The organism is Streptomyces sp. L2 (genome assembly GCF_004124325.1).
Lineage (GTDB): Bacteria > Actinomycetota > Actinomycetes > Streptomycetales > Streptomycetaceae > Streptomyces.
This window is the reverse complement of the sequence record NZ_QBDT01000001.1, coordinates 7591704-7611426: the sequence shown is the minus strand read 5'-3', so window position 1 is coordinate 7611426 and position 19723 is coordinate 7591704. Positions and strand designations below refer to the sequence as shown.

Genomic DNA, 19723 nt, shown 5'->3' with positions numbered 1-19723 from the left:
ACACGGCATTTGACGGCCGAAAGTCATGTCAAGCGGAGGGGCGACGCGGCCCCCGGCGGCCCGGATCCGGTCACGGCCGGGGCCGGGAGTCGTCCCGCGAGAAGAGTCGGTGCCGCGGGTTGACATCCGGTTTGACGTTGCCTCAATGTCTACAACGTTGGAAAGCACGCCTGCCCGTATCGCCCTCATCAGCCGAGGGCCCAGGTGGCCCCACACCTTCTTCCGCTCCGCCCTTTCATCTGCACCCATCGTTGAGGATGTGATCGGCGCGTGAATGCCTCCCTCCGGGTCAAGTCCCTCACCGCGGCAGTGCTGGCCGCCGGGCTCTGTCTGGCCGTCACCGGATGCACCAAGTCGGAGTCGTCCGGCTCCGGGGGCGGCTCCGGGTCCTCGACGGCCTCGAAGGACAACGCGGCCGCCTCGCAGCAGGTCGCCTCGCCCTCCGCGGCCGGCCCCGGCTGCACGTACAAGACCTACGGCGGCGGTGTGCCGAAGCTGGACATCACCGACGGAAAGACGGTCGTCGGGTTCTCACAGTCGGAGTCGACCAGCAATCCCTTCCGGGCGACCGAGACCAGGAGCATCGAGCAGGAGGCGAAGAAACTGGGCGTCAAGCTCATCCAGCGCAACGCCAACGCCGATGTCAACGCCCAGAATTCGCAGATCGAGGACATGATCGCGCAGGGTGCCAAGGTCCTGATCGTCGCGCCGGAGAACTCCGACGGCCTCGGCCCGGCGCTGGCCAAGGCCAAGTCGGCCAAGATCCCGGTGCTGACCATCGACCGCACGGTCGGCGGCAGCGCCTGCGCGGACTTCATGGCCTTCATCGGGTCCGACTTCTACCACCAGGCGCAGGTCGCGGCCGACGACCTCGCCGCCGCCACGAACGGCGGCGACGCCCACGTCGCCATCCTGACGGGAACTCCGGGCAACAACGTCACCACCGACCGGACCAAGGGCTTCAAGGACCGGGCCGGGGCGAAGTACCCGAAGATGAGGATCGTGGCCTCGCAGACCGGCAACTTCGCCCAGACCGACGGTCAGAAGGTCATGGAGCAGCTGCTGCAGTCCCACTCCGACATCAACGCCGTCTACGCGGAGAACGACGAGATGGCGCTCGGGGCGATCCAGGCCATCAGGTCCGCCGGCAAGACACCCGGCAAGGGCATCAAGGTCGTCTCCATCGACGGCATCGAGCAGGCCGTGAAGAACGTCGCCGGCGGCCTGATGGTTTCCGACATCGAGACCAACCCCCGCTTCGGTCCCCTGGCCTTCCAGGCGCTGCGGGACTTCTACGGCACCACCGGGGTGCAGTCCAAGGTGATCATCAAGGACGGCCACTTCACCACCGGCAACGCCCAGCAGGCCCTCGACCAGGGCCTCGTGTACTGAGACCGGACCGCGGCAGGCGGGCCGGAGTCATGACGCGTGGCTCCGGCCCGGCACAGCGGCGGGCTGCCGCCGGCCGTGCGCATGAGGAGGAAGACGTTGGTCCAGCAGGACCCGGCACCCCGCAGCGACTGGATCGTGGAAGTCGCCGGGGTGGACAAGAGCTTCGCGGGTGTCCAGGCCCTGCGCGGGGTGGACTTCCGCCTGCGTCCCGGTGAGGTGCACGCGCTCATCGGCGAGAACGGCGCCGGGAAGTCGACCCTGATCAAGGTGATGACCGGCGTGTACCGGGCCGACGCGGGCCGGATCCGCTTCGCGGGCGAGGACAGGGCGTTCCGCAACCCCCTGGAGGCGCAGGCGGCCGGCATCTCCACCATCTACCAGGAGGTCAACCTCGTCCCGCTGATGTCGGTGGCCCGCAACCTGTGTCTGGGCCGCGAACCGCGCCGCTTCGGCCTCGTCGACGTACGGGCCATGAACCGCTTCGCCCGCGAGACACTGGGGCGCTACGGCGTGGAGGTGGACGTCACGCGCCCGCTGGGCAGCCTCGGCCTGGGCGCCCAGCAGATGGTGGCGCTGGCCCGCGCCGTCCAACTCGACGCCCGTGTGGTCGTGATGGACGAGCCGACCTCGTCGCTGGAACCCCGCGAGGTCGAGACCCTCTTCTCGGTGATCCGCGACCTCCAGCGGCAGGGGATCGCCGTCGTCTACGTCAGTCACCGCCTCGACGAGCTGTACGCGATCTGCGACCGGGTCACCGTCATGCGCGACGGCGCGGTCGTACACAGCGGCGACATGGCGGGCCTGGAACGGCTGAAGCTCATCTCGCTCATGCTCGGCCGTGAGATGACCACCGTGCGGACCAAGGGCGCCACGGCGTTCGGCCCCGGCCACCACGACCCGCACGAGGGCCGGCCGGCCCTCAGCGCCACCGGCCTCACCGTCCGGCACCGGGTGCACGGCGTCGACCTGGACATCCACCGCGGCGAAGTCGTGGGTCTCGGCGGTCTGCTCGGAGCCGGACGCAGCGAGACCGCCAAGGCGATCACCGGCGCTCTCGCCACGGCCGGCGGCACCGTCGAGGTGGACGGGACCGTCCTGGCCCAGCGCAGTCCGGCGAACGCCATCCGGGCGGGCGTCGTCATGCTCGCGGAGGACAGGAAGACGGAGGGCATACTTCCCAACCTGTCCGTCAGGGAGAACATCTCACTGGCCCTGCTGCCGCGGCTGGCCCGTGCCAGGGTGGTCTCGCAGGCCAAGCAGGACGACGTCGTCCGCTTCTTCATGGACCGTCTGCGCATCAAGGCGTCCGGCCCCGACCAGAAGGTCAGCGACCTCTCCGGCGGCAACCAGCAGAAGGTGCTCCTGGCCCGCTGGCTGTGCCTGGACCCCAAGGTGCTGCTGCTGGACGAGCCCACCCGCGGTATCGACGTGGGCGCCAAGGCGGAGGTGCAGGCGCTCGTCGACGAACTCGCCGGCCAGGGCCTCGCCGTCCTGCTGATCTCCTCCGACCTGGAGGAACTCGTCGAGGGCTCGGACCGCATCGTCGTCCTCAAGGAGGGCCGGGCCGTCGGCCATCTGCGGGGCGAGGACGTGACCGAGCAGGCCGTGCTCGACACGCTCGCCTCCGCGACCGGCTCCGGCGAGGAGGGGGACGGGGGCGAGGTCGGGACCGCGAGCATCGGCACGGGCGCAGGCGCGGGCGAGGTCACGGCCGTAGACGAGGACGAGGGCGCAGGCGCGGGCGCGGGCGGCGACGGCGCAGTACCGGACGACGAGGCCGCATTCGACGACCGGCGGCACGGGCCGCGCCAGGAGCAGCCGACCGGACCCGCCCTGGCGGAGGAGGAGCGCGGATGACCCCCACGACCTGGGCCGCCGCGGACCTGCTGGACCGCGGCCGGGTGACCCGTCTGCTGCAGGCGTACGGCGTCTACGCCGCGCTGGTCGTCCTGTTCGCCGTGGCCGCGGCCCTGGACTCATCGTTCCTGTCCGCGGGCAACGTCCGCATCCAGCTCTTCCAGGTCGCGCCGACCCTCATGGTCGCGCTCGGCATGGCGCTGGTGATCGGCACGGAGGGCGTGGACCTGTCGGTCGGCGCCGTCATCGCCCTGGCGGCCTCGGTCGTCCCGCTCTACCTCGGCTACGGCGCGCCGCTCGCGGTGCTGCTCGCCCTGCTGGCCGGTGCCGTCTGCGGAGCGGTCGGCGGCACGATGGTCGCCTTCGCCCGCATCCAGCCGATCGTCGCCACCCTCTCCCTCATGATCGGCCTGCGGGGTGTCGCCGAGCTGATCAACGGCAACTCGGCGAAACCGGTGACCGACTCCGGGCTGCTGAGCCTCGGCGCGGACCAGGTCGCGGGCGTCCCCGTGATGGCGTGGATCACCGCGGTGTGCGCCGTCCTGACCGCGCTCCTCGTGCGCCGGACCACGTTCGGGCGGCAACTGGTCGCCATCGGGGACAACCGGCAGGCGAGCAAGCTGGCCGGTCTTCCGGTCCGGCGCGTTCTCGTCACCGTGTACGTGCTGTCGGGTGTCCTCGCCGCCTTCGCCGGCGCGATGATCGTCGGTCACGGAGCCGAGGCCGACCCCGCCAACCAGGGCCTGAACATGGAGCTCAACGCCATCACCGCGGTCGTGGTCGGGGGAACCCCGCTGACCGGCGGCCGGATCCGCGTCCTCGGCACGGTGGCGGGCGCCCTGTTCATGCAGCTCATCACCGCCGTGCTCACCCAGCACGACGTGCACACGTCGTACACCCAACTCGTGGAAGCGGCCATCATCTGCTTCGCGGTCTACGCCTCACAGGAGCGTCGTACACGATGAGCCCCTCCGCCCTGCGACCCGCCACGCTGCCGCCCCGGCCCACGTCCGGCGCGGCACAGCCGGCCGCCCTGCGCGAACGCCTGGCGTCCCAGGTCCAGCGCCGGGGCGCCCTGGCCGTACTGGTCCTGATGGTCGCCGTCGCCTCCGCGACCTCGCCCACCTTTCCGACCTGGTCCAACATCTCCGGCATCCTCGGCAGCAACGCCTTCGTGTGGCTGCTCGCCCTGGGCATGACCTTCGTCATCCTCACCGGTGGCATCGACCTGTCCGTCGGATCGATGTACGCGCTGGGCGGTGTCGTGGCCGCCTACGGCGCGCACACCGGCGGCACGTGGTCGGCCGTCGCCCTCCCCCTGGTAACCGGCGCGGTGTGGGGTGCGGTGCAGGGGCTCCTCGTGGCGCGGGCCCGCATGGCCCCCTTCATCGTCACCCTCGCCGGCCTGCTGGGCGCGCGCGGGCTGCTGCAGGCGCTGACGAACGAGGGGGCCACCACCTACCTCGTCCCCGCCGGCTCCGCGTTCCGGCACCTGGGCGAGGGCACCTGGGTGCCGGTGCTGATCGTCGCCGTACTGTTCGCGCTCGGCGCCCTCCTGCTCACCCGGACCCGGTTCGGCGCCACGGTCACCGCGATCGGGGGCAACGAGAACGCGGCGTCGCTGATGGGACTTCCGGTGGCCCGCACCAAGGTCCTCGTCTACGTCCTGTCCGCCACCACCGCCGCGGCCGCCGGCGCGCTCGGCAGCGCGCGGCTGGGCTCCGGCGTCACCACGATCGGCGTCGGGTACGAGCTGACGGCTATCGCGTCCGTGGTCATCGGCGGAACCCTCCTGACCGGCGGCAGCGGCTCGGTCGGCGGGACGGTGAGCGGCGTCCTGGTGCTGGCCGTCATCCACAACCTGATCGACCACTACTTCTCGCAGTACGGCTCCGCGTTCACGGACACGGTCAACGGCGCCTTCCTGGCTGTCGTGGTGCTGGCCCAGACCCTGCTCAGCCGCGCCCGGCAGGCGGACTGACCCGTCTCCACCGGGACCGCGATCCGCGTCGGCCGGGGACGCCGCCGCCCGACAGAAGGAGTTCAGTGGGCGTCAGCCTGAAGGACGTCGCGCAGCGGGCCGGAGTGTCCGTCAAGACTGTGTCGAACGTCGTGAACAACTATGTCCATGTCTCCCCCCGGACACGCGCGCGTGTGCAGCGGGCCATCGACGAACTCGGTTACCGGCCCAACCTGGTCGCCCGCCACCTCCGCAACGGCCGTACCGGCATCATCGCCCTGGCCGTGCCCGAGTTGGGGAACCCGTACTTCTCGGAGGTGGCCGGCGCCGTCATCGACGCGGCCGCGCGGCACGACTACACGGTGCTGCTGGACCACACGGCCGGGCTGCGGGAGAAGGAGGTCCTCGTCTGCCAGGGGTTCAGGACCCAGATCATCGACGGCCTCATCCTCAGCCCGATCCGGATGGAGACCGAGGACCTGCTGGCCCGGACGGGCACCTCCCCCTTGGTGCTCCTCGGAGAGCGCGAGTACGACGCCCCGTTCGACCACATCGCCATCGACAACGTGGCGGCGGCGCGCGCCGCGGTGCAGCACCTGATCGACACCGGCCGCCGCAGTATCGCGTTCCTCGGCGCCCGCCGGGAGAGCGCGCGGGAACCGGCCCATCTGCGGCTGCGCGGATGGCGGGAGGCACACACGGCGGCCGGCCTGAAGCCCCCGGAGCCGCTGGTCGTCGCCACCGAGGGCTACGACCGCCAGGACGGGGCGGTGGGCATGGCGGCCCTGCTGGACAGCGGGGAGCGGCCCGACGCGGTGTTCGCCTTCAACGACATGGTCGCGCTGGGCGCGATGCGGGTGCTCGCCGAACGGGGGCTCCGAGTCCCGCAGGACATCGCGGTGGCCGGGTTCGACGACATCGAGGAGGCCCGCTACGCGGCGGTGGCGCTGACGACGGTCGCCCCCGACAAGCAGGCCATCGCGCAGATCGCCGTCGACTGCGTGGTGGAGCGCATCGCCGCCAGGACGGCGCCGGTACCGCGCCGGATCCTCCCCGCCTTCGAGCTCGTGGTCAGAGAGTCCACCGTGGCGCGGGGCCGGTGAGGGGGCGGCCTGCCGCGTCCGCCGGGGCGGTCCGGGCGGCCGCCCCTCGGTCAGGCGGTGTTGTCGGTGGCGTCGACGTCGGTGATGATCGGGCCGCACGCGCCGGACGTGGCGGAGATGAACTGCAGTCGGCTGTGCCGGCCGGTGGCGGGCAGGGCGATCCGGACCAGCTGCCAAGTGGCGTAGCGGCCGGGGGTGTTGACGCTGCCCAGGCTGCGGAGGCGGGCGTTGTCGGGGTCGCCGGCGAACTGCACGTACAGGCTCTCGTTGACGGAGGGGGCGTTCGCCGCGCACCAGGGGTGGTCGTTGATCTTGGTGGCGAAGGTGAGGGTGACCAGTGACCCCGGAACGGTGCTCAGGGTCTGCTCGATGCCGCCGGGCCCCCCGCCGTTGAGGTCCACGGCCTGCGAGCCGCTTTCGACGACGGACGAACCGCCTGTCTTCGAAGCGGCCCGGCCGTAGACGTCGACGCTGCCCTGGGTGACGCGCCAGCCGGGGATGCCGTTGTTGTCGACGCCGTAGTTCTGGTAGGAGCTGAGCCCGTTCGGATCGACGTAGGGCTGGATGAACGAGGGGTTGGTGACGGCGAGTCGTGAGTCCGCGCTCGCCGGGGTGGCCGCGGCCAGGGTGCCGGCGATGATTCCGGCGGCGGTCAGGGCGGTGAGCAGTTTCCGCTTGCGGGTCGAATGGCGCAGGGCCATCAAGTACTCCTCCACGCTGGTGCAGCAGGGACGGGTGACCGCCGCGGTACGCCGATCTTTGCTGACGTCACTTAAGGCAGTCATTCGGTTTCATTGAGTGACTGCTCGTTGCCGGGGGGCGACCAAACTGCGCACTCGCGGGCGCGGGAAGCTCACGCGGCTGCTCCGCGAACTCCGGCGCCACCCTTCGCTCGCCGCACTCCGAGCGAAGGCGTCGTGGCGCCGTCGTGGGGTGGGTGAAGCCGGCTCGTGCGGGGGTCCGGCTCCCGTCGCTTGGGCTCTGTTCGCGGCCTACGCTGCGAAGAGTGGAACTCAGCATCGACCCGCGGGACGGTCTGGTCGACGACGTGCCGCGTATCGACGTACGGGGACTCGGTCCGCACCCGGAGGTCACGGTGCGTATCGACGTCACCGACGCCGCCGGCCTTGCCTGGCGGTCGGTCAACCGCTACCGCGCCGACGCCCAGGGTGCCGTCTGGAGGACATCACCGCGGACCTGATGGCCGTCGCCGGGACGGAGGACGCCATGTGGCCGGGCGAGGACATGGCCCGCGCGCTCATCGAACGCCGGCGCACCCTGCCCGTGCGGGACGTTCTGCTGGTTCATCCGGGCGCCGGGCACTTCATGCGACCGCCCGTCGTCCCCACGACCGTCGACCGTAACGCCGACCTCGTCTCCGGAGGCACTCCGCAGGCCAACGCCCTGGCACAGGCCCAGACCTGGGCGTCGATGACGCATTTCCTGCGGGAGCGGCTGGACACGGGCGGTACGTCCGTCTAGCGCGTGTGTACCGGGCGGGGGCGCGGGAGAATGCCCGGCATGATCGAAGGCATCCACACCGAGAACGCCCCCTTCGTGCGCTTCGCCGACGGCACCGAGCCGCCCCTGTCCCAGGCCATCCGGGTGGGTGGCCTGGTCTTCACCTCCGGACAGGGACCCCTGGACCCCGTCACGCGAGAGATACCGGACGACTTCGCCGCTCAGGTGCGGCAGGTTCTGGACAACCTCGTCGCGGTCGTCGTCGCTGCCGGCAGCAGGAAGGACCTGATCGTCAAGTGCACCTGCTATCTCGCCGACCGGCGGGACTTCGCGACGTTCAACCGGGTGTACCAGGAGTTCTTCGCGGACCGTTCGGCGCTGCCGGCCCGGACGACCGTCGTCACGCACCTCGTGCGCGAGGGCGTGCGCGTCGAGATCGACGGAGTCGCCGCCGTCGACTCGGCAGTACGGTGAGAGCCGGTGGGGTCGGCTCCGAGAGCCGGGAAGTCAGACCGCTCTCACTGCTGGACCGCCCTCAGTGGACGCCATGGCCTGAGCGTCGCAGCAGGACCTCCCAGCCGACCGCGTTGGTGAGCCCGTCCTGAGGGCGCTGCCGTCCACGCCGGTCCGCGGTTCCAGAACGATCCCACGTCCCGCCTGTTCCTAGGCTTTTCCGGCGGACGGGTTGCCCGGTCCGGGCAGCGAGCCGCCCGGTGGCACATATCGTTGTCGTCCGAGCATGTCGGTGGCCGGTGTGAAGCCGGCGGCCCGCAACTGGGCGGCGTATCGGGCGCGTTTGCGTCCCAGGTGGGCGAGCGCGAGCGGGATCAAGGCCATCATTGTGGCCCAGACGATGCCGCTGATCGCCGAGCGGACGGTCAGCAGCGTCGGCGGCTTCATGGTCGCCGGACAACGCGTCCAGCTCGGCCGCGGCCATGCCCACCAGGTCGTCACCGCCCACCTCAGCGAGGACGTGATTCGGGTCTTCCACAGCGGCGAGCTGATCACCACCGTCCCCCATGTCACCACGAAGGAGGTGGTGATCCGCAAGTCCGGCGAACACAACCGCCGGAAGATCGTCTAGGGCAGACGTCAAGCATCACCCGACGCCAACCCGTCAACCATCAACTGAGACCCGACATCGAAGCGAGGCACCAGACAGCCCGTTGGGTCAGGCGGCGCTTCTCCGCCTCCCGGCTCCGGTGCACAGCACGCCGCTGGTCCGCACTGGCCACATCTGCCAGGGGCGCTGTTCTCAGATGCCTGCCCGAGAGCGGGCGTTCGACCCCGACCGTCCAGGACGTTCCGCACTCCGGACGGCTGGACGTCACTCCGACCAGCCGCAGCCGGGGCGTCCCGCCCAGCCCATACGGCCACCGTACGAACGGGCAGTGGCCGCCGGGGAGCAGTCCCGGCGGCCACTGCGCGACCTTTCGGCCTGCCGTGAAGGCGTTGACCGGTGCGAGCCCGGTCTGGGGCACTGCGAGGCACGTTTCTAGCTGAGGCAGTACAGGCTGGACTCGGTCGGGTGGGACAGCCAGGTTTCACGGTCTACCGTGCCGATGGCCGAGTGGTTGTCGGTGATCAGTTTCAGGCAGCTGATGGGCCAGAGGGTGTCTTTGTCTAGGTTGAACGCCGCTGGCAGGCCTGGTGACCCGAGGACCGCCTGTCCGTCGTGCAAGGACGCACCGTAAGGGACGGCGTTGTAGACCGATGGCGGCACCGCGATCGCATTGTGGGTGAGGTCGCCGTAGGCGGCGATGTTCTCGATCTGCAGGCGCCGGCCATCCACCACAACGGCGGCAGGCAGCCCGGGGGCCTGCAACCCGTATCCCTCGTAGAGCGCGGCGATCTGGCTGGCCGGCATCGATGCGCAGCTTGTGCCGCTGAGCAGGTCGAGACCGATGTGGGCCAACTGCCGTGGTGGGAAGGTCGTGGTGGACCGCATCACGTCCACGGGGATCCGCCCGCAGTCATTGGTCGTCGATGCAAGGGAGTGTTTGTCCGGGCGGGAGACGATGCCCGGTCCTTCGGTCCATGTGCCAGGCACGAGGCCGTCGGCGTAGGGGTGCACCCGCAGGTCGTTTCGGTCGAGGAAATGCAGAACGGTGCCGGCCGCGCTAGGCCCGTCGTTTGCGACGATAAACGCGCCCAGCGCGTCGGAGTACTGCCAATCGACCGAGAAGCCATTGACCACGAGGAAGCTGCGGGAGTTGGCGTCGGTCTTCGCTCGCCAGCCGGAGGCCGTGAAGACCTCCACACCGCTTTGGAAGGTCGGATCGGACGAGCGCCACACGAACTGGCCGGCTCCGTTGCCCAACGCCCCGGCACCGGTGGTGTCGGTGAACATCAGGTAGAACTTGCCGTCGAGGTAGATGGCGCTGGGCTGGCCCGCACCGTAGTTGTTCCCCGTGTTCTGCTGTTTCGCCGGGTTGATGATCGCCTGGCCGCTGTTCAGCCGGGTCCAATGGATTCCGTCGGGACTGGATGCCACGCCGATCGTTGTCCCGAGCGGGTCGGTGTCGTGCCGCAAGGCACCGTAGTACATGTAGTATGTTCCGTTGACGCGCACGACGGAGGGGTCGCAGGTGTGCTCGTTGTCGAAGCTGCCGTTGCCGGTTCCCTCGAACACGATCTGGTGGGGGGCAGTACTGCCCCGTGCGTGGAATGGGCCGTCCGGGCTGGACGACTCCGCGTACAGGATGTCGTCGCCTGGAACCTTGCCCGCGGGATCCTGGCCGCACCACCACATCTTGTAAACGCCGTCCAGCATGACGGTCGGCGCATAGTCGTACGCCGAATCCGCCACGACGGCCCCCGGACTCGCCCGGCGGGAATCCGTCCCCAGTGTGGGGGGCGCTGCAGACGATGCATGGACCCCAGCCGCTGTCGCGGGTGCGGCCCCGCTCAGAGGCATCGCCAGCAGCGATAACAGGACAGTAAGAGCTCTTATGGCGTTCCGGGCCATACCTTCTCCTCATCGGTTATGCATCGGGAGTGTTGTCGCGAATTACGTCCGCATATATATGATGAGCACGACAATGCCGTATGACGGGAGCTGTGGCGAATAATCCGTCGCCCGAGGACGCACCCTTTGGTCCCGAAGAGCTCGTAACACGATCTTGGTGAGGTGTGCTGGTCTGGCGTGACCACTACGACGATTCCGCCGTTCGTGAGGTGTGGGGAACCGGCCGTGGATCGTGGACGACGACCTGTGGGCGCTGATTGAGCCGTTGCTGCCGCCCTGGCCGCAGAGAGCTCCTGGCCCCAGGCCCGTGCCGGACCGGCTGTGTCTGCAGGGCATCTTGTACGTGCTTAGGCGCACGCCGAGTTCGCGCGGCGCACACTCGCCGCGCTCGACGCCGCGCCCGCCTCGGACGACCCCGCCCAACAGGCCTGCGCCCGGCTGCTGCGGGAGCGCCTCACCGCCGAACTCGCGATGCACGAGGCCGGCGAGAACTACCGGCGGCTGCGCACCGTGGGCGCGCACGTCGACCAGGTGCGGACGATCTTCTCCTTGATGCCGACCGCCACCGACGAGGACTGGGCGGCCGTGGCCGGACGGCTGCGCAACGTCCCCGGCGCGCTGGACGGTTACCGGGCCACCCTCACCGAGGGGATCTCGCGTGGCCTGCTCGCCGCTCCCCGGCAGGCCACCGGGATCATCGGGCAGCTCACCGAATGGACGGGCGAGGGTGCCGGGCGGCAGGCGGGCGGGGACGCGGGCTGGTTCTCCGCGTTCGTCGCGGGCGGCCCCGACCGGATGCGGCCCGAGCTGGATGCCGCGGCCCGCCAGGCCACCGTCGCCGTCGCCGAGTTCCGCGACTGGCTGCGCGACACGTACGTGCCCGCCGCGGCGGACACCCCGGACGCCGTGGGACGCGAACGCTACCTGCCCGCCGCCCGCCACAACACCGGTGCCGAGCTCGATCTGGACGAGGCCTACGCGTGGGGCTGGAGCGAGTTCCACCGGACACTCGCCGAGATGAGCGCCGAAGCCGACAACGTGCTGCCCGGCTCCCCCTTCCTGGAGGCCATGCGCCACCTGCAGGAGCACGGTCCATGCCGTCAAGGGAGAGGAGGCCGTCCGGGACTGGCTGCAGCAGCTCATGGACGAGGCGATCACCGCCCTCGACGGCAGCCACTTCGACCTCTCGGGCCCGATCCGCGGGGTCGAGTCCCGCATAGCGCCCGCGGGCAGCGCCTCCGGGCCCTATTACCAGGGCCCCAGTCTCGACTTCAGCCGCCCCGGCCGTACGTTCATGCCCACGCTCGGCCAGGACACCTTCCCCACCTGGCAGCTCGTCAGCATCTGGTACCACGAGGGCGTTCCGGGCCACCACCTCCAGCTCGGGCAGTGGGTCGCGGTCGCCGACCGGCTCAGCCGCTACCAGCTCACCGGGGGCGTGGTCAGCGCCAACATCGAGGGCTGGGCCCTGTACGCCGAGCGCCTCATGGACGAACTGGGCTTCTTCTCCGAGCCCGCGCGCCGCCTCGGCTTCCTGGACGGGCAGATGCTGCGTACGATCCGCGTGATCGTCGACATCGGCATGCACCTCGGACTCGCCATCCCCGCCGATTCGGGCTTTCACCCCGGCGAACGCTGGACGCCGGCGCTCGCCACGGAGTTCATGGCCACCTACAACGGCAGCCCCGAAGCCCGTCGCACCAGCGAGATCGACCGCTACCTCGGCTGGCCCGGCCAGGCCATCGGCTACGAGCTCGGCGAACGCGCCTGGCTCCAGGGCCGCGCGGCGGCGAAGCGCCGTCGTGGTGCCGCCTTCGACCTCAAGACCTGGCACATGAAGGCGCTCTCCCAGGGCTCGTTGGGGCTCGACGACCTGGTGGACAACCTCGCGGCACTGTGACCCGAGGAGAACGCCGAGCGGCCGAACGGGCCCGGTGGCGTCAGGGCCGGAGAGCCTTGCGCGCCGGGCCGCGTTCGTCGGCGGTCCCGTTGCGGCGGGGCCTGCGTCGCAGGGTCAGCACGGGTGCGACGCGGTGCCACCAGTGGCGCCGCCGTGGGTGGACGGCGCGGCCGAGGCGGCGGCCGAGCAGCAGGTAGGCCAGCAGGGCGCCCGCCGTGTTGAGGAGTACGTCGTCGATGTCGAAGGCACGCCCGGTGATCACAGTGCCCTGGATCAGCTCGACCATGAGCATCACCAGGGCCGCGACGATCCCGACCCGGACGAGGCCCCGGGCCTTCGGTACCAGGACGGGCAGGAGCAGGCCGAACGGCATGCCGAGCACGATGTTGCCACCGAATTGCCTGGCCGTGTCCTGAAAACCCGGCCGGTCCAGGTACGCCCGGATCGAGTCACCCGGCCGCAGATTGTTGTGCGTCAGCGCCGCCGACGCCGCTTTCGGCTCCAGGGTCAGCTTGGCCAGCACTACCGCGAAGAGCACCATCCCGGCCAGGGCGACCGGCATCACCACCGCCCGTAACCAGGGAGGGAACAGTCTGCCTGAGTCTTGACGACGTACGGATGTCACGTTGGCGTCCCCTTCCTCGTGCACCGACGCTGCTGTCGTGCCCGGCGGGGGCTCTTCGCCCGGCCCGCGGAACCGTCTACCCCCGGCCCACGGCGGCATTCAGTCGTACAAACGGCGGGGCGGGGGCGAAGAGACGAATCGGCACACGCCCGGCGCCGGGCTGTCAAGCCCCGACATGCAGTGAGGTGACGCGGACCGGCGGCACCGGGCCTACTGGAAGCACCCCCTCCCCAGCAGATCCACAAGGAGAAATCCCATGACTGTGCCGCCCCCCTTCGCTCCCCGGTCCTCCGAACCGAGCGGTTGCGCCGCCGGGTCCCCCGCCGCCCCGCAGACCGGCCCGGACACCGGTGGTGGCCGCGGCGGCGCCGCCTTCCTGGAAGGTCAGGTGCGCGGGACGCAGGTCAGATCCGAGTACCGCGGCCAGAACCAGCCGGAGGTGATCTTGAGCTTCCGCGTGGAGCGGTACGACGCCGTCGGCAACCGGATCCTGCTCGTGCCCGTCGAGCTGCGCGGGCTGTCCATCGAGGGCTCCCTCGCCGACGGCGACCGGGTGCGCGCCGGCGGCCGGATGAAGTCCGGAATTCTGCGTGTCACCCGGGTGGAGAACCTCACCACCGGCACCTCGGTGGTTGCCAAGGGCATCCCGAAGCCCCTGCTGGTCCTCGCCTGGGTTCTGATCGCCGCGATCGCCGCCTTCGTCGTCTGGGGCCTCTCCACCGTCCTCTTCGGCTCCCCGGGACCCCCGGCCGGCTTCCCCGGCGGCTGATGAGACCGCCGTGACGACCAGGGCACGGACCCCGCGGCCGGCCCCGCCGCGCGGCGGGGCCGGCCGTGACCGGGTTCAGCAGCTCATGGTCCAGGTGTGTGAGCCGCCCTGGTCGTTCGCGCCCGCGTTGTAGCCGACCTCCTGCCCGGGGGCGAGGCAGATGGTGACGCGGCCGGTCAGCTCACGTCCCTGGTACACCTTCACGTGGTCCTTGACGCCGGGGCCCGAGATGCCGTGGTTGGCCCACGAGGAGTCCTGCTTGAACATGTCGCCCTCCCACCAGTGGTCGTCACCGCTGTGCTCGATCTTCAGTCCGGTGAAGTTGGCGTCCGTCCAAACGCAGAAGTTCCCGGTCCCGCACGGGACGGCCAGAGCCGGGCTGGCGGTGCCGGCGAGGACCGAGCCGAGGGACAGCAGGGTGGCGGTGAGGAGAACCGTGAAGCGCTTCATCATGATGACCTTCCTGGGGTGGCGCTGTTGCTGAGCAGGGCGGTTGCTTCGGTCAGGGCGTGGGCGCGAAGCCGCTGCCACGCGGCGAGTTCGGCCCGGTGCCGGGCTCGGACCTGCGTCAGGCTGCGGTGCGTGTAGTCGGCTTCGGGCTTGAGGTTGTCGACGACCACCGAGGTGCGGAACCAGGCGGCCTGGTCGCCGTACAGCCGCCTCTGCGCGGCGGCGAGACAGCCGTCGGTGTGGGCCCGTACGACGTAGCCGGTGGGCAGGGTGAGGGAGAGCTGGGCCGGCCCGGTGCCGAACAGGGCGTCGGTGACCCGCTGCCTTTCGGCGGCCGGCACGGCCTGCCCCGGGCGGGGCGCGGTGAGGCCCTGGTGCCGTAGACAGGAGTCGGTCAGCTTCACGGTCGCCGCGGTGATGATCTCCTCCTGGCTCGGACGTGCGGGCGCCGAGCCGCAGCCGGACAGCATCGCGGCGGCCACGAGGAACGTTCCGGTCGACCGTGCTGCGGCTCGCATCCCCCGGCGTGACAGCGACCGGCCCTGCTTCCGTGCCGGGAAAGCCCTCGTCACGCCCCTGCCCTCACGATCCCGGTCGCCCGGCTCCTGCGTCTCACCCACGGCGACATCGTGCCGTCCGGGCGATCATGAAAGGGGTGCGATCAGGGCCGGTACACCCTCAACGGGTGATCATTTCCTCCTCCGGTGGTCAGGGCCCTGCGCGGAGTTGACGGTGTCGGCCGGCCCGCCATGCTTTCGGGTGGGGCGGCGAGGGAACTCGGCCTCGCATGACGCACATGGGCACGGCCCAGGAGCGCAGGCCGTGAAAGCGGTCGTAGCGGCGCTGGGCAGAACCTGTCTGATCGGTGCGGCCACCGGGCTGCGGAGCCAGTGCGGGCTGGCGGCGGTGTCCTGGACGACCGCCCCTCCCGCTGATGTCCCGGGAGGATCCCGTGGCACAGGTGGAGCGGGTCAGACCCCCTTGCCGGCCCGGCCGTGGGTGCGGGGTGCCACTCTCGCGGCCGCGGCCGGGGAGTTCGTCGCGGACAAGTCGTCGCGCGTGCCCAGCCGCCTCTCTGCCGCGGGTCTCGGCCCCCGCCTGGTCATGAGCGTCCTGGCCGCCGTACTGCTCGCCCGGCGGGGGCGACCCGGGCCGCCGCTGATCGCGACCGCCGTCACCGGCGCTTCGGCCGCTGTGGCGTCCTCGTTCGCCGGTACCCGCTGGCGCCAGGCGGCCGGGCCTCGCGCCCGGGCTCTCGCCCCCGTGGCGGAGGACCTCGTGGCCCTCGCCCTGGCCTGGGCCGCCTGCAAGCGGACCACCGGGTGCGCGCACGCCGCCGGGCAGCCCCGCGCGGGCACAGGTACGGGTACCTTCCCGGGTGGCGCGGCGCAGACCACTGAGGCACAGGACCGCGGTGACGGTCAACGGCCGTCGGCCTGAGCGGTGAGCGGCCGTCGGCCTGAGCGGTGACCGGTGAGCGGTGGTGGTCGCCGGAGGCGGTCGGTCAGCCCGGGGCGATCCGGTGGATCGCCAGCAGGTCCGAGCGGCGCAGGGTCGCGTCCGACGGTGCGCACACGAGGCGCCCCACGCGGGTGGGAGGGACGGGGCGTACGCGGTCATCGTGCACGGCCGCCTCCACGCCGGCGCGCAGGCGTTCACCGCACCGGCGGTAGAAGCGCAGTTGGGTGCGGCGGCCGAACAGCCGCCACCCGAGGGCGGTGACGCGGCCCAGGGTGGGCGCGCCCTGCGAGTAGCTGGAGACCATGAACCGCACCTGGCCCGTGTCCTGCTGTTTGACCACCTCGTAGGTGACCTTGCCGCGTTCCAGGTGGCCTTCCAGGGTCTCGTAGGCCCACCCCCAGACGCGCTCGGTGTCGTCGCGGGTCTCGTCGACCACTTCGGTGACCCGGACTCCGCAGTAGAAGTGCAGGCCGTGGAAGCGGGCCTCCAGCAGCATGTCGCGGCCCAGGAGGGGGCCCGCGGGGTCGTAGAGGGCCCGGATGATCTCCGGTGGGGAGAACTCGTAGTCGCGCACCAGGGCGCAGGCGTGTTCCCAGGGGCCGCCGGGCTCCGGAGGGCCCGGGCGTTCCGGCGGCAGGGGGATGCGGTGGGTGTCGATGTTCCAGGAGGGCCGGCGGACCTCGTCGGCCGAGTAGTTGACGTGTGCGTCCGCGAGCGCTCTCCACGCCCGTACGGCGTCCAGCCGGCCGAAGGCCACATCACCCAACGGGATCACTCGGGTTTCGCAGCGCTTCCCCCATCAGCCACAGCGTCGGTGGCCACAGGCCGACGAAGAGTGCGCGTCGCTCCGCGTTTCCGCGTTGCTCCTGGTCGATGGTCTTGGCGCGTACCCACAGAGTCAGGCAGAGTCCGATGGCCGCGAACGAGGCGAGATGCAGGTGATCGCTGCGCGCACCCGCGCGGTGCAGTAGCCGGACCACCGTCATGAGGGGCCTCCGGGGTCGTTTGCTTGTTCCGTCGACGCTTTGCCCGCACCGATGCATCAAGATATACACATATTTATTCCATCTGCGATGCATGACCGGTCCGAAGGGGCACCCATGTCGCAACCGAACCGTCCGCGGGTTGTCAGCGTGCTCGCCCGGTGGTTGCTGGGCACCGCCCTGGTCAGCTGGCGCTACCTCTGGGAGACGACGCCCCTGCACCGCGGTGCCGAGCGGCGGGGCGACGAGACGGACCGGCCACCGCGGTTGCCCGCCGGCACGGTCGACGGCCGGGTGCAGCGGGCGGAGGAGGGTTACGGCCCCCTGTACCACCGGCATTTCCGGGTGCGTGTCGCCGACGCCCGGCTCGGTGCCGGGCGGCTGATCGACTGGGTCAGCGACGACTTCAAGCACTTCGTCCCGACCGAGGTGGTCGACATCCACACCCGGGAGCTGGGCGAGCGTGGTCTGGACGTCGCCGACGAGGTGCTGGTCGAAATGCCGGGGCCCTGGAACGGGCCGGTCAGGGTCGTCGGCCGGGATGTCGGCCGGGATTCCGGGTGCCTGCACCTGGCGACTCTGTGCGGCCATATGGAGGCCGGTCAGGTGCAGTTCCGGGCCCGCGACGAGGACGGGCTGCTCCTGTTCGAGATCGAGCTCTGGGCGCGCCCCGCCAACCGTTTGGTGCACCTGCTGTACTCGCACCTGCGGCTGGCGAAGGAGATCCAGTTCAACATGTGGGTCCGGTTCTGCCTGGCCGCCGCCGCGGCCTCGGGAGGCCGCGCGGTCGACGGTGTGCACATCACCACCAGCCGCCTCGACCCCCCGCGCGGGGCAGCGGCGCGACGGGCGTCCTGACCGACCGGGGCAGGCAGTGAAGGGACCGCCGGTGACCGACAGCCCACTGAAGAACCGGACCGTCGTCATCACCGGAGCGGCACGCGGGATCGGCGCGGCGCTGGCGCGCGAGTTGTCCCGGCGCGGTGCACGCCTGGCGCTGCTCGGCCACGAGGGGTCCCGGCTGGACGCACTGGCTGCGTCCCTGCCCACGCCCTCCCTCGCGATCGAGGTCGACGTCACCGACGACTCCGCGCTCCACGAGGCCGCGCGCACGGTCCGGAGCCGGCTCGGCAGGCCCTCGGTGGTGGTGGCCAACGCCGGGGTCGCCGAAGGCGGCCCGTTCTCGACGTCGGACCCCGCCACATGGCGCCGTGTCATCGACGTGAACCTGACGGGCAGCGCCCAGACCGCGCGGGTCTTCCTGCCCGATCTGACGGCGACGGCGGGCTACTTCCTGCAGGTCGCCTCGCTCGCGTCGCTGGGTGCCACCCCGATGATGAGTGCCTACTGTGCCTCCAAGGCAGGGGTGGAGGCCTTCGCCCACGCCCTGCAGGCCGAAGTGGCGCACCAGGGCGTCGCTGTGGGCGTCGCCTATCCCGGCTGGATCGGTACCGACATGATCCGTGACGCCGAGCGGTTCACGGCGATGCACGAACTGCGCACCCGGATGCCGTCGGTCGCTCACCGCGTCCACTCGGCCGACGCGGTCGCCGCCCGGCTGGCACACGCGGTCGAGCGCCGTCGTGCCGCCGTCTACTTTCCGGCGTGGCTGCGGGTGCTGCAGGCGGTGCGCGCCGCCGTACCTCCTGTCCTGCTGCGGGTCTCGCGCCACGACCTGCCGCGCGTGGACGGGGGACGGCCGCTGCGGTCCACCGGCCTGCTCGGCGCGGGTGGAACGGCCGACGACGCGGCCCGTTCTCGTAGCGAGGGCGGGCAGCGCTGAGAACCGCCTTCAGCCGTCCGGTTCCGGCCCGGGAGGTGGCAGCATGCAATCTTTACCTGGAGCAAAGGTTTTTCGCCCACGTCTCTCCGTACGGGCTGATGACATGTCGTCAGCCCTGGGAGGCACCATGCCGTTGTCGCGTGCCAGGATCGGAACCGTCTTGGTGGGCGGAGCGATGAGTGTGACGCTCGCCGCGCTGGCCTATCCGAGCATGCTCGGTCTCCAGCACGTGTCCAGCAATGGAGCGCGCGTGATCGCCAGCACTCCGTACGGTCCGCTCACCGAGGCCGACCGGAACTTCGTCGTCTTCGTGCGCTCCGCGGGACTGTGGGAGTACCCGTCCGGGGAGCTGGCTCTGAAGAAGGGGACGACCAAGGCCGTGCGGACCGCCGGGCAGCACCTGGTCATCGGGCACGCGGCCCTCGACGCCAGCTGCCGCAAGATCGCCCCCGAGCTGGGCATCACGCTGCCGAACCAGCCCACCCCCCAGCAGCAGGGCTTCCTCAACAAGCTGACGTCGGACAACGGCAAGCAGTTCGACTCGGACCTGGCCAACATCCTGCGTGTCACGCACGGTTCGATCTTCTCCTCCATCGCCAAGATCCGCGCCACCACGGAGAACACGCTCGTGCGCCAGCTGGCCGAGCAGGCCAACAACGTCGTGCTGGACCACATCCGGCAGATGGAGGCCACCGGGCTGGTCAACTTCGACCAGGTCAACTTCCAGGAGACCACTCCCCCGAAGCTTCCCTCGCCGCAGGTCACGCCGCCGGTGCCGCCGGCCGGGCAGCCGGTCGTGGTGCTCACCCCGCCGCCCGGGGTTCCCACGGACGGGATCCCGACGGGGCCGCCCGTGGGCGCGCCCTCGGCATCGCCGACCGCGGGGTGACCTCCCCGACCGGCCCCGGTCACCATCTGCCGCCTCCCCCGCCGGCTCGTACGTCTGAGGGCGCGTGCCGGGATCTCGGGCGGTACGACGCGGGTCGCCCTCGGCAACTCCCTTTCATCACC

Annotated in this window: 20 protein-coding genes and 3 pseudogenes; 16 read left to right on the top strand and 7 right to left on the bottom strand. The window is 70.8% G+C overall.

The features are described from left to right. The first annotated feature begins 270 nt into the window (after positions 1-270). The 5 genes from DBP14_RS34090 to DBP14_RS34070 all read left to right on the top strand — a co-directional run bounded on the left by DBP14_RS34090 (position 271) and on the right by DBP14_RS34070 (position 6312). Positions 271-1392 carry an ABC transporter substrate-binding protein gene (locus DBP14_RS34090; protein ID WP_164992470.1) on the top strand — a complete coding sequence of 374 codons (1122 nt, stop codon included), beginning with the start codon at positions 271-273 and terminating at the stop codon, positions 1390-1392. Positions 1393-1488: 96 nt separating this feature from the next. Then, entirely contained in the window at positions 1489-3249 is a 1761-nt protein-coding gene (locus DBP14_RS34085) for a sugar ABC transporter ATP-binding protein (protein WP_241741117.1), read from the top strand. Then, a complete protein-coding gene (locus DBP14_RS34080) occupies positions 3246-4214 on the top strand; it encodes an ABC transporter permease (RefSeq protein WP_129311476.1) in 969 nt (322 codons plus the stop codon). Before DBP14_RS34085 ends, DBP14_RS34080 begins: the two co-directional genes overlap by 4 nt. Next, positions 4211-5230: an ABC transporter permease gene (locus tag DBP14_RS34075; RefSeq protein ID WP_129311475.1), complete on the top strand. Its 1020-nt coding sequence runs from the start codon at positions 4211-4213 to the stop codon at positions 5228-5230. The genes DBP14_RS34080 and DBP14_RS34075 overlap by 4 nt, the downstream gene beginning before the upstream one ends. 65 nt (positions 5231-5295) lie before the next feature. Continuing rightward, positions 5296-6312 carry a LacI family DNA-binding transcriptional regulator gene (locus DBP14_RS34070; RefSeq protein WP_129311474.1) on the top strand — a complete coding sequence of 339 codons (1017 nt, stop codon included), beginning with the start codon at positions 5296-5298 and terminating at the stop codon, positions 6310-6312. A 50-nt stretch (positions 6313-6362) separates the two neighbouring features. Here the strand turns inward: DBP14_RS34070 and DBP14_RS34065 are convergent, their stop codons facing one another. Continuing rightward, positions 6363-7013, bottom strand: coding sequence for a DUF642 domain-containing protein (locus DBP14_RS34065; protein ID WP_164992469.1), 651 nt, complete (start codon positions 7011-7013; stop codon positions 6363-6365). Between the two features lie 305 nt (positions 7014-7318). On the opposite strand from DBP14_RS34065, the gene DBP14_RS36285 reads away from it, so the two are divergent. From DBP14_RS36285 to DBP14_RS34045, 4 genes and pseudogenes are all read left to right on the top strand, one after another. Beyond that, on the top strand, positions 7319-7513 hold the full coding sequence (locus DBP14_RS36285; RefSeq protein ID WP_164992468.1) for an acyl-CoA thioesterase/BAAT N-terminal domain-containing protein: 195 nt from the start codon (positions 7319-7321) through the stop codon (positions 7511-7513). Further along, the gene (locus tag DBP14_RS34055) at positions 7513-7794 is read left to right on the top strand and encodes an acyl-CoA thioester hydrolase/BAAT C-terminal domain-containing protein (protein WP_129311471.1); all 282 of its coding nucleotides are present in this window, start codon (positions 7513-7515) and stop codon (positions 7792-7794) included. The genes DBP14_RS36285 and DBP14_RS34055 overlap by 1 nt, the downstream gene beginning before the upstream one ends. A gap of 39 nt (positions 7795-7833) precedes the next feature. Next, the gene (locus DBP14_RS34050) at positions 7834-8247 is read left to right on the top strand and encodes a RidA family protein (protein WP_129311470.1); all 414 of its coding nucleotides are present in this window, start codon (positions 7834-7836) and stop codon (positions 8245-8247) included. 388 nt (positions 8248-8635) lie between these two features. Beyond that, a pseudogene (locus DBP14_RS34045) lies at positions 8636-8857 on the top strand (IS481 family transposase); the annotation flags it as partial. 411 nt (positions 8858-9268) lie between these two features. Here the strand turns inward: DBP14_RS34045 and DBP14_RS34040 are convergent. Beyond that, positions 9269-10582, bottom strand: coding sequence for a beta-xylosidase (locus DBP14_RS34040; protein ID WP_164992467.1), 1314 nt, complete (start codon positions 10580-10582; stop codon positions 9269-9271). A 370-nt stretch (positions 10583-10952) separates the two neighbouring features. Here DBP14_RS34040 and DBP14_RS37105 point away from each other — a divergent pair. Together DBP14_RS37105 and DBP14_RS34030 are read left to right on the top strand one after the other, a co-directional pair. Then, positions 10953-11093: pseudogene (locus DBP14_RS37105) on the top strand (transposase); the annotation flags it as partial. Then, positions 11093-12641, top strand: a pseudogene (locus DBP14_RS34030) (DUF885 domain-containing protein); the annotation flags it as partial. The pseudogenes DBP14_RS37105 and DBP14_RS34030, both read left to right, overlap by 1 nt. Positions 12642-12681: 40 nt before the next feature. Here DBP14_RS34030 and DBP14_RS34025 read toward each other — a convergent pair. Beyond that, positions 12682-13233, bottom strand: a complete 552-nt coding sequence (locus tag DBP14_RS34025; RefSeq protein ID WP_241741307.1) for a VanZ family protein — start codon at positions 13231-13233, stop codon at positions 12682-12684. A 289-nt stretch (positions 13234-13522) separates the two neighbouring features. Between DBP14_RS34025 and DBP14_RS34020 the strand changes: the two genes are divergently transcribed. Further along, positions 13523-14035 carry a hypothetical protein gene (locus tag DBP14_RS34020; RefSeq protein ID WP_129311466.1) on the top strand — a complete coding sequence of 171 codons (513 nt, stop codon included), beginning with the start codon at positions 13523-13525 and terminating at the stop codon, positions 14033-14035. 75 nt (positions 14036-14110) lie between these two features. Here DBP14_RS34020 and DBP14_RS34015 read toward each other — a convergent pair whose 3' ends face one another. Next, a complete protein-coding gene (locus DBP14_RS34015; protein ID WP_129312232.1) occupies positions 14111-14485 on the bottom strand; it encodes a peptidase inhibitor family I36 protein in 375 nt (124 codons plus the stop codon). Next, complete coding sequence (locus DBP14_RS34010) at positions 14485-15003, bottom strand: hypothetical protein (protein ID WP_129311465.1); 519 nt, start codon at positions 15001-15003, stop codon at positions 14485-14487. Before DBP14_RS34010 ends, DBP14_RS34015 begins: the two co-directional genes overlap by 1 nt. Positions 15004-15466: 463 nt before the next feature. On the opposite strand from DBP14_RS34010, the gene DBP14_RS34005 reads away from it, so the two are divergent. Then, on the top strand, positions 15467-15925 hold the full coding sequence (locus DBP14_RS34005) for a hypothetical protein (protein ID WP_241741116.1): 459 nt from the start codon (positions 15467-15469) through the stop codon (positions 15923-15925). Positions 15926-15989: 64 nt separating this feature from the next. On the opposite strand, the gene DBP14_RS34000 is transcribed toward DBP14_RS34005, so the two are convergent. Both DBP14_RS34000 and DBP14_RS33995 read right to left on the bottom strand, forming a co-directional pair. Next, the gene (locus DBP14_RS34000) at positions 15990-16703 is read right to left on the bottom strand and encodes a DUF1990 family protein (RefSeq protein ID WP_241741306.1); all 714 of its coding nucleotides are present in this window, start codon (positions 16701-16703) and stop codon (positions 15990-15992) included. Between the two features lies 1 nt (position 16704). Beyond that, on the bottom strand, positions 16705-16932 hold the full coding sequence (locus DBP14_RS33995; RefSeq protein WP_129311462.1) for a hypothetical protein: 228 nt from the start codon (positions 16930-16932) through the stop codon (positions 16705-16707). Between the two features lie 114 nt (positions 16933-17046). Here DBP14_RS33995 and DBP14_RS33990 point away from each other — a divergent pair, with 114 nt between their 5' ends. From DBP14_RS33990 to DBP14_RS33980, 3 genes are all read left to right on the top strand, one after another. Beyond that, positions 17047-17787 carry a DUF1990 family protein gene (locus DBP14_RS33990; RefSeq protein ID WP_241741115.1) on the top strand — a complete coding sequence of 247 codons (741 nt, stop codon included), beginning with the start codon at positions 17047-17049 and terminating at the stop codon, positions 17785-17787. 31 nt (positions 17788-17818) lie between these two features. Then, entirely contained in the window at positions 17819-18712 is an 894-nt protein-coding gene (locus DBP14_RS33985; protein WP_129311461.1) for an SDR family oxidoreductase, read from the top strand. A gap of 127 nt (positions 18713-18839) precedes the next feature. Further along, positions 18840-19601, top strand: coding sequence for a DUF4142 domain-containing protein (locus tag DBP14_RS33980; RefSeq protein ID WP_206739401.1), 762 nt, complete (start codon positions 18840-18842; stop codon positions 19599-19601). Positions 19602-19723: the final 122 nt, after the last annotated feature.